Consider the following 12,259-nt stretch of genomic DNA (forward strand, 5'->3'; position numbering starts at 1 on the left):
CGGGAAAAATGTTTAAGTTCGGTTAAAAAACCGCTTCTTGGTTCCAGTTGTCAAAGAACGGTGTTTCTAGAAATAATTGCGACACAGTCTGTATTAGTGATTGTTTAGTGCTTAGAATTTTGATCTTAGTTATTGTACAAAATGAGGATTAATCTATGTCAATAGTAGAAATCAGGAATCTTGATCTTTTTTACGGTTCTTTTCACGCTATAAAAGGCGTGAATATGAATATTGAGCCCAATAAAATTACTTCTATGATTGGGCCTTCCGGGTGTGGAAAATCAACGCTTCTCCGCTGTTTGAACAGGATGAATGATGATATCGAAGGGGTTAAAATTACAGGAGAAATATTAATTGAGAAAGCTAATATTCTTAGAAAAACAGAGGATCTTGATATTGATGCGTTACGCAGAAAAGTAGGTATGGTCTTCCAGCGGCCGAATCCGTTTCCTTTAACCGTATTTGAGAATGTGGCGTTCGGGCTTCGCATCCATAAAATGGCTAAAGGCAATGAGCTTTCCGGTGTTGTCGAAGAAAGCCTTAAAGCTGTTATGCTCTGGGATGACTTGAAGGATAAGCTTGAGAACAACGCCTTAAATCTCTCTCTGGAACAGCGTCAGCGTCTTTGTGTTGCCCGCCTTATTGCGGTCAGGCCTGATATAATTCTTTTAGACGAACCCTGCTCGGCATTGGATCCAATTGCCACTACCAGAATCGAAGAACTTATGATAGAATTAAAGAAGAAATATACTATTGTTATAGTTACTCACAACATGCAGCAGGCGGCCAGAGTTTCGGATGATACAGGTTTTATGCTGCTCGGTGATCTGGTAGAGTTTGGAAAGACTTCACAGATATTTACAGCTCCGAAGTTGAAGAAGACTGAGGATTATATAACAGGAAGATTCGGGTAAATAAGAACAATAACTAAGATCTAAGCACTAAATCCTAAACAATGACTAAGGATTAATTACTAAGCACTAAAAAAGAAGGTATTTAATATAAGTACAATGATTTTGTTTGATAATTTAAGTATTAGTTATTGTTTAGAATTTAGAACTTTATTCTTAGTGATTGCTTTTAAGGAGGATTACACATGAACCGTCATTTTGATGAGGAACTGGGAGAGTTAAAAGAACGCCTTCTGTATATGGCGTCTCTGGTAGAATCTATGATTAATTATTCTATTAAGTCTCTTGTAGAACGGAAGGAAGAGCTTGTGCAGGAAACCTATAAGCATGAAGCGGAAGTTAATAAAATCCAGGTGGAGATCGATGATAAGTGTCTGAAATTAATAGCACTGCACCAGCCGGCTGCGGCGGATCTTAGATTTATTACATCTGCGATGAAGATAAACGCGGAATTGGAACGCATGGGGGATCAGGCTGTTAATATCGCCGATGCCAGTGTTAAGCTTCTGAAACAGCCTCCGCTCAAGCCTTTGATAGATACTCCAAGAATGGCGGAGATTGTAAAAAAAATGGTTAAAGAGAGCCTTGATAGTTTTGTTAAAAAAGATATTGAACTTGCAAAGGTTGTTCTTAAAACAGATGACGAAGTTGATGACCTTAAAGATCAGATATTCAGAGAACTTCTTACCTATATGTCTGCTGAGCCTTCCAATATCAGCAGAGCTTTAGAACTGATCCTTATCTCCAGACATCTTGAAAGAATAGGCGATCATGCGACAAATATCGCAGAAGATGTTATCTTCCTGGTAGCAGGAAAAGACATAAGGCATCATCTCAATGAATTGGAAGAGAATAAGTAAAGGGGACTGACAACGGTCTTTTTCGGTGTCTGTCCCCGATTTTAATATGGGAGTCTAAGTAATGAAACTTACAATAAACGGGGAAGATAAAAGCTATTCCGCGCCTTTGACCGTATCAGAACTTGTAAAGAAATACGGTTTAAAAAAAGAAGGTGTGGCGGTGGAGTTGAATAAAAACATAGTAAAAAAAGCGGATTATGAAAATATGCCGCTTAGAGACGGTGATAAAGTAGAGATTGTACATTTTGTGGGTGGAGGCTAGCAGCCGAAGGCTGCTAGAGGCGCGGAAGAGCAGAGGCTCAGAGGCGCAGTAAAATAAATAACGGATGATTATTTGCTGAGCATCTGCGCATCTAAGCATCCGAGCATCTAATTTACTGGAGGATGGAGTATGTCAGACAAACTTATAGTAGCAGGCAAGGAGTTTAATTCACGGCTTTGGGTAGGTACGGGGAAATACTCGACCTTGCAGATTATGAAAGCTGCGCATGAGGCGAGTGGAACGGAGATGATAACAGTTGCTGTAAGAAGAGTTAATTTAAATCCTAAAAAGGGTGAGGAATCTTTATTCGATTTTATTGATCAAAAGAAATGTTTTATCCTGCCAAACACAGCTGCTTGTTTTAATGTGGAAGATGCGGTGAGAACGGCACATCTCGGAGCTGAGGCGGGGCTTTCAAAATGGGTTAAGCTTGAGGTGATTGGTGATGAGAAAACGCTCTTCCCTGATGTTATAGGACTTTTAGAAGCGACAAAAATACTGGTTAAAGACGGCTTTACCGTTCTTCCTTATACTAATGATGATGTGGTGATAGCTAAAAAGCTTGAAGATGCCGGCGCGGCTGCCGTAATGCCTCTCGCGGCCCCGATTGGTTCCGGACAGGGTGTTACGAATCCTCTTAATATCAGACTTATAAAAGAGGCTGTTAAGATTCCTGTAATAGTTGATGCGGGAGTCGGGACTGCATCGGATGCTGCAATAGCGATGGAACTTGGCGCTGACGGAGTTTTAATGAACACTGCGATTGCTCTTGCAAAAGATCCTGTGAAAATGGCTCTGGCAATGAAACTTGGCGTGGAAGCCGGCCGGCTTGCTTTTCTTGCGGGCAGGATGCAGGCGAAGCGGTATGCCTCGGCCTCAAGTCCCTTAGACGGCCTTTCCAAATGACAACCGCTGTTCCTGCTATAGGCGTTGATGAATCAGGAAAAGGGGATTATTTTGGACCGCTTGTAATTGCAGGAGTTTATGCCGAAGAAGGTCTTGCCGAAAAACTAAAAACTTTAAATATACGGGATAGTAAACTAATCTCCGATAACAGAGTCCTTGCCCTTGCTTTGGAAATAAAAAAACACGCCAAATATTCAGTGGTAGTTGTCGGTCCAAAAAAATACAATGAATTATATTCAAAGTTTAAAAACCTTAATAAATTGCTGGCATGGGGGCATGCGAGAGTAATAGAAAATCTTCTTGAAAATACACCGGCAAAAAAAGTAATTTCTGATAAGTTTGGCGATGATAAGTTTATCAGAGCCGCGCTTATGGAAAAAGGAAAGAAAGTTGATCTTGTTTTTGAAACAAAAGCGGAGAGACATTTTTGTGTCGCTGCCGCATCAATTTTAGCTCGTGCTGAGTTTTTGACTCAACTCCAGGTTCTGTCAGTTTCGATAGGTTTTGAACTCCCTAAAGGTGCTTCAAAAGAAGCTGAAGCAGGAGTTGTGAGACTAAGGGACTTGAAAGGTTCCGAAATATTTAAAGAAGTGGCAAAACTTCATTTTAAGACAACAACAAAGTTCCTTATTCAGAAGAGTTTGTTCTAAACGAAGGGAAACGTGATATTGAAAATTATGGTGAGTCGGGCGAGGCTCGGACTCGCGACAATCGCCTTAAAAGGGCGGTGCTCTACCAGCTGAGCTACCGACCCACCTGAGCTGAGTATTTTACCATTTAGGATTGTGTAAATCAATATATTTTTAAAGGTTTACCCTGTAAATATCGACTGTTTTATTGGTGTATACTTTTTTCAGGAAAGACATCTTTTCGAAATCCGGTATTCCGATTATTTTTTCAAACGTACCGGAATATATGTAGCTTATCCTGTTTGATTTAAGAAATGCTTCGATTGCCTTGGCGTTCGTTTTTCCTTCAAAAAATACCTTTATATCCTGTATTTTGGAGGTGTAGTTAACTGTTTGATCATAATGACCTGCGTATACTTTGTTACCTGACCAGGCCGGGATGTACATTCCTATTATGCGTGAAGCAATAAAGGCATCTTTTTTATCCGTATTTGCATCCATCCACCTAAAAGCCTCTGCATCATCTTTAAAAATATTGTAATTGTAGACATTAATTTTCATGTCAGAATAACAGTCGTAGATATACCTGATATTGGTAGGTATGGTGAAAATAACAAGAATAACAAAAAGTATATCGGGTTTTAAAGTTTTAAAAAGTCTTAGTTTTTTCAGTGCGGGAATAAAACATTCAAAAAAATATTTTACGGCTAGAAGTGCGATAGGAATGTGGAGACCCAGAATCATTCTTCTTTGGAATTTTACAGGAAAATAAGATACTGCCAGTATTGTAACTATCCAGATCAGAAGAAAGAGATTGCTTTTATCTTTGCTCCATTTCTTGTCAAACAGGTATAGTAGTGCGAAAACTCCCGCAAATCCGTAACCGATTATAAAACTAAGAGGGTTTGGTGTTGCGGTAATAGTTTTGGACCATTCTTTGAAAACGGGATCATGAGTGAATAATAGAGCCTGGTAAATTAGTCCGGTTATGGATATTGAGGCAAAAAGAATAAAGAGTAAATATTCTTTTAGAGGTGCTTTCTTTGCAATAAGAAAAACAAAAAGAACTGCATAAACGGAAAAAACATCATAAGGGTGTGTGAGGGCCAGGAGTACTCCGAGAATACCGGAAAAATAAACGTATTTACTTTTTCCTGTTTTGAAAGCTTCGAGCATTAATAAAAAAATAGCAAGGATTAAAATCAGAGCAAAGGCAAAAAGCGGTTTTGTCAGAAAAATAAGAAATGTTGATGCCTCGGTAATCCACATATCCAGACTCATGATGTTATATTGGTTGAACCATACAACCGGATTCGGCGCGAGAAAGCCCCAGCCGGCCGATATGGAAACAAAAATTAAAAAGTATTTTCTTATTTTAATGTCTTTAATGAAAGATGCTGAAAAGAAATATATAAAGATGAGCATCAAAATACCAAACAGGAGGCGCATTCCGTGATAAGCATTGATCATGTTCATATTCAATAATCCTGCAAGCTTTCCGCAAAATAAAAACAGCGGGTGAAAAAACATTCCGGATTGATTTTCGGTGGTATATTTATCCTCAAAAAGGATTTTTCCGTCACTCGCCTGCTTCATCCAGGCCATATAGCTTTCCTGATCATAGTTGCTTGCTATAAATTCTGTGAATACCATATCCTTTGGTGTGTAGGTTCTGCCTAAGGCATAAGGAATGATTGTTATAATAGCAATAATTATCGACCAGGTTATAGCAAACATGCATTCGTTTCGTGTCACTCTCATTCCTATATATTACACAAAGAAATACTGTAAAAACAAGGCGAAAAAATAAAAACTGCAAAAAAACCGCTAAAAATAGCTAAAATTGACATTTTTTTGAATAAGTGGTAGAATTAGATTAGAATTACAGGTAAATCTTCAGGTTTGCTTCTGTTTGTCAAGGAGGGTTAAAGTTAAATAATGACTATGAATTTGGGAATAGACATAGTTGATATAAATAGAATAAAAGCCATTATAAGTAAAAGGAAAAACTTTGTTTCAAAGATTTTTACGGAGAGTGAAAAAATATATTGTGCAGGAAAGAAGAACCCTTATCCTCATTATGCCAGCCGTTTTGCGGCTAAAGAAGCGTTTTTAAAGGCGGTTCCGGGCTGGCAAGGCAAGCTTAAATGGCTGGAACTGGAGGTAAAAAATGATACTTTTGGTAAACCCGTTATTACTCTTGCTAAGGAAAGCAAATTTAAACTTAAAAAAAAGAAGATAGAACTTACTATTTCACATGACAGGAATTATGCCATTGCTTTAGTTGCAGTGGAAGGGCGGTAGATAATTTGAAAATTGTTTCAAGGTCGCTAAATTATGGCGAATATGCCACAGAAAACCACGGAGGTAACTCTGTGGATGTCCACCAGAGAAGGAACTCCCGTGAGATCTCGCCTCAGGCGGAAATGCGGCATGAATAATAAATTGAATTCCATTCGCCGAAACTCCGGACAGCCTGTCCGCCAATCTTTTTTGGAGGATAGGTCCGCAGAGGTTCATATTACACAAAAGTATGTCAGTCCTTTTTCCTCAAAAAGACCAATAGACGGCAATAAGGGGAATTTTGGCAGAATTCTTGTTGTCGGAGGAAGTTCCGGGCTTACAGGTGCGCCCTGCTTGACGGCTCAAAGTGCTTTAAGAACGGGGAGCGGTGTTGTGACGGTTGCATGTGCGAAAGGATTAAACGACATATTTGAGAACAAGCTTACCGAAGTGATGACGGCCTCTCTCCCTCAAAATATTGACAGAACTATCAGTTCTAAAGCTCTGGCGGTTCTGGTTGAGATGATGGATCAGTACGACGTGCTTGCTTTAGGTCCCGGACTAGGAAAGAACAAAGATACGGGAAAATTGGTTTTTAGCCTTATACGGAAAATAAAAAAACCTGTCGTTCTTGATGCTGACGGTCTGAATTTTATTTCCAAAAACCCCGGAATTTTGAAGGAGAAAAAATCTGTTTTGGTGGTGACTCCTCATCCCGGAGAAATGAGCCGTCTTATGCGATGTTCGATTGATATGATTCAAAAACATAGAGTAGAAACTTCTTTAAAATTTGCGAAAAAATATAATGTTATTACTCTTTTAAAAGGAGCCTGTACGGTTATTGCTCTTCCTTCGGGAGAAGTATTCATCAACTCTACCGGAAATCCGGGAATGGCAACGGCAGGCGCAGGGGATGTCTTAACTGGAGTAATTGCTTCAATTATAGGACAGGGCATTGAACCGGGAAAGGCTGCGATTTTTGGTGCTTTTATACACGGCTTGGCCGGAGATCTGGCAAAGAAAGATAAAGGAGAATGCGGATTAATCGCATCTGATATTATCTCAAATATTCCTGAGGCAATTTTAAATATTAGAAGGTCTGAGAGGAAAAGTGGAAAATAAAGTTGCAATAATAAAATGCGGCACCTATGACGATGGGAAGGTTTATCTTGCCGTGAAAGAAAGTGTGGATCTCCTTGGTGGTTTAAACTCGTTTGTAAAACCCGGGATGAGAGTCCTGGTAAAGCCAAATCTGCTTTCTGCCGTGGCTCCGGAAAGGGCTGTTACTACTCATCCTTCGGTGGTAAAGGCTGTAATTCGACTGGTTAAAGAAGCAAAAGGGACTCCTTTTCTTGGAGATTGTCACGGAGGTGTTCTTACAGGGACTGAAGTATTACTGGCAGAGACAAAAATGACTGAAGCAGCGGCGGAAGCAGGAGCGGAAATAATAAATCTTGAGAAACTTGGCAGTGAGCTGCATGAGGGTATTGCAATTTCAAAAGGCATTAAAGAATTTGATCTTATAATAAATGTTTGCAAGTTCAAAACTCACGGGCTTACTATTCTGACAGGAGCCGTTAAAAATTCTTTTGGGATGATTCCGGGTATGCATAAAGCTTCAATGCACCGGTTGTATCCTGAGGTTAATGATTTTTGTGAGATGCTGTTAAAAGTTTCAGGTTTTGTGAACCCGGCGCTTAGTATTATGGACGGTGTTATAGGTATGGAAGGCGACGGTCCGATAGGAGGTAATCCTAAGAGCATAGGGTTGATTTTGGCGGCAAAAGTTCCTCTTTCTCTGGACTTTGTGATGGCAAAAATAGCGGGAATTGATCCGTTAGCTTTACCCGTCTTATCCTTGGCAATTAAGAAAGGGTTTAAACCGGAAGAGATAAAAATAGTCGGAGAACCGCTTTCAGAAGTCATTCTTAAAGATTTTAAACCCCCGTATACTTTCGCGGTGCTGGGGACGGCAAAAAAATACGGATTTACAGGTAAAATAAAAACTTTTCTGCAGCCGTTTCTATGGAAGTTGGTTACTATAAAACCGGTTATAGATAATTCTAAATGTCAGAAGTGTAACGAATGTGTTAAGGCCTGTCCGGTAAAAGCAATAGGCTATGATAAAGGCTTCCCCCGGGTTGATAATAAAATATGTATTGAGTGTTACTGCTGCCATGAACTTTGCAGGTATAAAGCCGTAGCGTTTAAAAAAAACCTGCTCGTGAAAATATGGCTCAAAAGGCAGAATCCGAAAAAATGAAAACCATGGGAACTTTTGGCGAATTTACCTTGATATCCGAATTAAGAAGCTCCTTTGTAAAAGCAAAAGGGAGGCTGAAAGTTGCGATTGGCGATGATGCTGCGGTATTTGAAGAAAAATCAGGGAAATCGCTCCTTGCTACTACGGATATGATGGTAGAGGGCGTTCATTTTACCGGGTCACTTTCTCCGTTTAAGGTCGGACAAAAAGCTATAGCCTCTAATGTCAGTGATATTGCGGCAATGGGGGGAAAACCTTTGTATGGTCTGGTTTCGGTGGGGCTAAGAAAGAATGTTCCTTATAAATATGCCAAAGAGCTTTTAAATGGTATAAAAAAAGAAGCTTTAAAATATAAGGTTGGGATTATCGGCGGGGATACTGTTTCTTCTAAGGTCAATACTATTAATATAGTCCTTCTGGGAGAAGTTGACGGAAAAAAATATGCTTTGCGAAGTGGAGCAAAAGAAGGGGATTTTATTGTAGTTACCGGCACTCTGGGTAGAGGTGCTGCCATGCTTCTAAAAAACGGTATTTATATACCGAAAATTCCTGCGGCTTTTGCGGAAGAGGCAGTCAAAGCGGGGTTTATTCATGGTATGATAGATGTTTCTGATGGCTTAAGCAGTGAATTGCATCATCTTGCGAAGGAAAGCGGTCTCGGCGCATTTATTGATATAAAAGCAACACCGGTAGCTCCTTCAACAAAAAAAATAGCCCTACTAAAAAAGAAAGCAGTGTATGACATGGCGCTCCATGGCGGGGAAGATTACGAGCTTCTTTTTACGGTAGCGCCAAAATTTTTAAGAAGAGTTCTAAAACTGGGCAAAGGTAAGACAAGGTTGACCGTCCTCGGAGTAATGCGTGACAAAAAGTGCGGAGTTAAATATTCCGATGTTGACGGAGAATTAAAGGTTCTGCCAAGGAAAGGCTATGACCATTTTGCATAAGACAAATAGTCAGGCAGAGACCGTAAAGCTTGGAGAGGTGCTCGGCAAGACCTTGAAATCCGGGAGTATTGTTGCCCTGATCGGAGATCTCGGAGCCGGGAAAACGTATCTGACTAAGGGTATAGTAAAAGGACTCGGACTTAAAGCTGCGGTTAGAAGTCCGACTTTTGTAATTATGAATATTTACCCGGGCAAAATGCCGGTGTTTCATTACGACTGCTACCGGTTGAAAGATGAAAGTGAAATGGAGAAATTGGGTTATGAAGAGTATTTTTATGGAAGTGGTGTTACGGTTATAGAATGGGCTGATAGAATTCCAGGGATAATCCCCAAAACCGCCGTCAAGGTGGATTTTAAAATAGGCAAAGATAATAAGCGTGAGATACGAATAAGGACAAATGACAAATTACAAAGGACAATATTACGAGGATTGTCAATATAACTCCAAATATTGTCATTTGTAATTTTCTTTAAGGAAGGGAAAAAATGAAAGAAGAACATAAGCATAAGCATGAGGAAGCGCCTAAGGCGGAGAACAAACCTTTGCACAAAGAAGAAGAAAAGGTGGAGGTTCCTCTTTCTCCTTCCGAAAAGGAAATTAAAAAACTTTCTGAAGAACTTGCTAAGGCAAAAGAAGAAGCTCTTTTGAATAAGGATAAGGCTCTTAGGGCTATGGCAGATCTCAATAATGCGTCAAAACGCCTTCAGAAGGAAAAAGAAGATTTTGTAAAGTATGCTGCCGGGGAACTGGCGCAGAAATTGATTCCGGCGCTTGATGATTTTGAGAATGCGATAAAAGGCGAAGCTAAAGTTGATGAAAATTTTTTAAAAGGCGTTAAGATGATATATGGAAATTTAAAAGAAGCTCTGGAAAAAGAAGGTTTAAAAAAGCAGGAGACAGAGGGGAAAAAGTTTGATCCCAATATGCATGAGGTAGTGGCGACTGAGCCTACGGAAGATGCAAAGAAAGACGGAATGGTTGCCGAAGTTTTCCGTCCGGGGTATATGTTTAAAGATATAGTTATAAGACCTGCGATGGTAAAGGTTTATAAGAAAACCGAAGAAGTTGAAGAAAAAGAAACTACACCTGAACTTAAATCTGCTGAAAAAATTGAAAAAAAGGAAGAAGGTAAATAAATGGCAAAGAAAGATTATTATGAGGTTTTAGGAGTTCAAAGGAACGCTTCAGTTGATGAAGTGAAAAAGGCTTTCAGGGGTCTGGCAAAAAAGCACCATCCTGATGCCAATCCTCACGGAGACAGGGATGAAACAAAGTTTAAAGAAATCTCCGAAGCTTATGATGTGCTTTCTGATGAAAACAAGAGAAGTGTTTATGACCAGTACGGTCACGAAGGGCTTAACCGTCAGGGGTTTCATTATGACGAAAATTCTAATCCCTTTGAAAATTTTTCGGATGTTTTTGGCGATATGTTCGGTGATATCTTTGGCGGCGGCGGGCGTAGTTCGGGAAGAGGGAGTCGCGGGCAGGATTTAAGATATGACCTGAAGATAGAATTTAACGAAGCGGTTTTTGGCGCGGAGAAGAGTATCGAACTCCCGAAAATGGAAGTTTGCAGCAGCTGTGCAGGGTCAGGATCAAAGAAAGGTACTTCCGCGAAAGTGTGTTCTGCCTGCGGGGGGCGCGGTCAGGTGATTTACTCTCAAGGATTTTTCTCCGTGAGCAAACCCTGCGGAAAGTGCGGAGGTGAAGGACGTGTTATTGAATCTCCGTGCCCGGTATGCAGGGGTGCAGGAAGAAATCGCCAGTCCAAAAAATTAAAAGTAACAATTCCCCCCGGTGTTGATACAGGTTCAACACTCAGGCTGACAGGTGAAGGGGAAGCCGGAGAACGCGGAGGCAAAAATGGAGATCTTTATATCGTTATCCAGGTTGAAGAACATCCGATATTCAAAAGAGAAGGTAATGATATTATTTGTGAAGTACCAATAAGTTTTGCGGAAGCAGCTCTTGGCGCGGAATTGGAAGTTCCGGCGCTTGAAGGTTCCGTAAAAGTCAGAATGGCGCAGGGAACACCCTCAGGCAAAGTATTCAGATTTAAAAATAAAGGCGTGCAGGATGTAAGGAAAAGAGAGCGCGGAGACCAGCTTGTTAAAGTGGTGATAGAAGTTCCCACCAACTTGAATGCGAAACAAAAAGAGCTTTTAACGGAATTTGCAAAAGCCGGCGGGGAAGAAACGCATCCTGCCAGAGAAGGTTTTTTTAATAAGGTTCAGAGTTTGTTCGGAAAAAAAGGCTAAAGCATGAGACGTTTTTTTATTGATCCAAATAAAGTAGAAGGAGATACCGTAGAGATTACCGGTTCGGATGTGAAACACATCCGTGATGTTTTACGTATGAAGATTGGGGATAAAATAATAGCAGTGAAAGGTTCAAGTACCGAACTTACCGTTGTTTTGACTGAGATTTCAGAGGAACAGATAATCGGAAAAATAGAAAAGAGCGACACTCCTGTTAAAGAGCCAAAGGTGCATATTACTCTGGCTCAGTCGGTACCAAAAGCTGACAAAATGGATATGATAATCAAAATGTGCACCGAGCTCGGAGTTTGTGAATTTGTTCCTGTTACTTCTGAGCGTGTGATAGTTCAGGGTGATTTTTCGCGAAAGATTGAAAGATGGCAGCGTATCTCTGAGGAAGCCGCAAAGCAGTCCGGCAGGACCATTGTGCCGATGATACGACCTGCCGAAAAATTTGTAACGTTGTTGTCCCGGCTTGATGAATGGGATAAAGCAATAATGCCCTGGGAAGTCCATAAAGAAGATACTATAAACAAAGCATTAGAGAAAGTACTTCCAAAAAGGATTATACTTTTTATCGGACCTGAAGGCGGGTATTCTTATGATGAAGCAGAAGCAGCAAAAATAAAAGGCACAGCACTTGTGACTCTTGGAAATAGAATACTTAGAGTTGAAACCGCTGCACCTGTGGCGGTTACATTGATAATGAACCGCTTGGGAGAACTTTAAGGAAATGACAAAGTACTATTGACTAGTGACTATTTAAGGAAGCGGAGAAAAGCTTCCGCGATATAAAATAACAAATTTAAATGTTCTATTAAATAATTGGCGGGGTTTTTACCGCCTTCGCTAAATAGTCAATAGTCATTAGTAATTCAGACTGTGTCGCAATTATTTCTAGAAACACCGTTCTTTGACAACTGGAACCAAGAAGCGGTT

General features: G+C 40.2%; 14 protein-coding genes and 1 tRNA gene. 13 read left to right on the plus strand and 2 right to left on the minus strand.

Translation table 11 applies throughout. The features are described from left to right. The first annotated feature begins 155 nt into the window (after positions 1-155). The 5 genes from A2536_04595 (at position 156) to A2536_04615 (ending at position 3,589) form a co-directional block, all read left to right on the plus strand. The gene (locus A2536_04595; protein OGF47223.1) at positions 156-914 is read left to right on the plus strand and encodes a phosphate ABC transporter ATP-binding protein; all 759 of its coding nucleotides are present in this window, start codon (positions 156-158) and stop codon (positions 912-914) included. Between the two features lie 182 nt (positions 915-1,096). After that, entirely contained in the window at positions 1,097-1,771 is a 675-nt protein-coding gene (locus A2536_04600) for a phosphate transport system regulatory protein PhoU (GenBank protein ID OGF47224.1), read from the plus strand. A gap of 61 nt (positions 1,772-1,832) precedes the next feature. Next, positions 1,833-2,033 carry a thiamine biosynthesis protein ThiS gene (locus A2536_04605; protein OGF47225.1) on the plus strand — a complete coding sequence of 67 codons (201 nt, stop codon included), beginning with the start codon at positions 1,833-1,835 and terminating at the stop codon, positions 2,031-2,033. A 129-nt stretch (positions 2,034-2,162) separates the two neighbouring features. Then, on the plus strand, positions 2,163-2,939 hold the full coding sequence (locus tag A2536_04610; protein OGF47226.1) for a thiazole synthase: 777 nt from the start codon (positions 2,163-2,165) through the stop codon (positions 2,937-2,939). Further along, positions 2,936-3,589 carry a ribonuclease HIII gene (locus A2536_04615; GenBank protein ID OGF47227.1) on the plus strand — a complete coding sequence of 218 codons (654 nt, stop codon included), beginning with the start codon at positions 2,936-2,938 and terminating at the stop codon, positions 3,587-3,589. Before A2536_04610 ends, A2536_04615 begins: the two co-directional genes overlap by 4 nt. Positions 3,590-3,617: 28 nt before the next feature. Here A2536_04615 and A2536_04620 read toward each other — a convergent pair. Continuing rightward, a tRNA-Lys gene (locus A2536_04620) sits at positions 3,618-3,693 on the minus strand. Between the two features lie 49 nt (positions 3,694-3,742). Next, positions 3,743-5,305 (minus strand): hypothetical protein, encoded by a 1,563-nt coding sequence (locus A2536_04625; protein OGF47228.1) that lies wholly within the window; start codon positions 5,303-5,305, stop codon positions 3,743-3,745. A gap of 201 nt (positions 5,306-5,506) precedes the next feature. Here A2536_04625 and A2536_04630 point away from each other — a divergent pair, with 201 nt between their 5' ends. From A2536_04630 to A2536_04665, 8 genes are all read left to right on the plus strand, one after another. Next, complete coding sequence (locus A2536_04630; protein ID OGF47229.1) at positions 5,507-5,872, plus strand: holo-[acyl-carrier-protein] synthase; 366 nt, start codon at positions 5,507-5,509, stop codon at positions 5,870-5,872. Between the two features lie 75 nt (positions 5,873-5,947). Beyond that, positions 5,948-6,973 (plus strand): NAD(P)H-hydrate dehydratase, encoded by a 1,026-nt coding sequence (locus tag A2536_04635; protein ID OGF47230.1) that lies wholly within the window; start codon positions 5,948-5,950, stop codon positions 6,971-6,973. Further along, complete coding sequence (locus A2536_04640) at positions 6,963-8,114, plus strand: hypothetical protein (protein OGF47231.1); 1,152 nt, start codon at positions 6,963-6,965, stop codon at positions 8,112-8,114. The genes A2536_04635 and A2536_04640 overlap by 11 nt, the downstream gene beginning before the upstream one ends. Beyond that, positions 8,111-9,061 carry a thiamine-phosphate kinase gene (locus A2536_04645; protein OGF47232.1) on the plus strand — a complete coding sequence of 317 codons (951 nt, stop codon included), beginning with the start codon at positions 8,111-8,113 and terminating at the stop codon, positions 9,059-9,061. Before A2536_04640 ends, A2536_04645 begins: the two co-directional genes overlap by 4 nt. Continuing rightward, on the plus strand, positions 9,045-9,503 hold the full coding sequence (locus A2536_04650; GenBank protein OGF47233.1) for a tRNA (adenosine(37)-N6)-threonylcarbamoyltransferase complex ATPase subunit type 1 TsaE: 459 nt from the start codon (positions 9,045-9,047) through the stop codon (positions 9,501-9,503). Before A2536_04645 ends, A2536_04650 begins: the two co-directional genes overlap by 17 nt. A 44-nt stretch (positions 9,504-9,547) precedes the next feature. Then, complete coding sequence (locus A2536_04655) at positions 9,548-10,198, plus strand: nucleotide exchange factor GrpE (GenBank protein ID OGF47234.1); 651 nt, start codon at positions 9,548-9,550, stop codon at positions 10,196-10,198. Further along, a complete protein-coding gene (locus A2536_04660; GenBank protein OGF47235.1) occupies positions 10,199-11,320 on the plus strand; it encodes a molecular chaperone DnaJ in 1,122 nt (373 codons plus the stop codon). Positions 11,321-11,323: 3 nt separating this feature from the next. After that, positions 11,324-12,049, plus strand: a complete 726-nt coding sequence (locus tag A2536_04665) for a hypothetical protein (protein ID OGF47236.1) — start codon at positions 11,324-11,326, stop codon at positions 12,047-12,049. Positions 12,050-12,259 lie beyond the last annotated feature (210 nt).

It is taken from the genome of Candidatus Firestonebacteria bacterium RIFOXYD2_FULL_39_29 (assembly GCA_001778375.1).
Lineage (GTDB): Bacteria > Oederibacteriota > D2-FULL-39-29 > D2-FULL-39-29 > D2-FULL-39-29 > D2-FULL-39-29.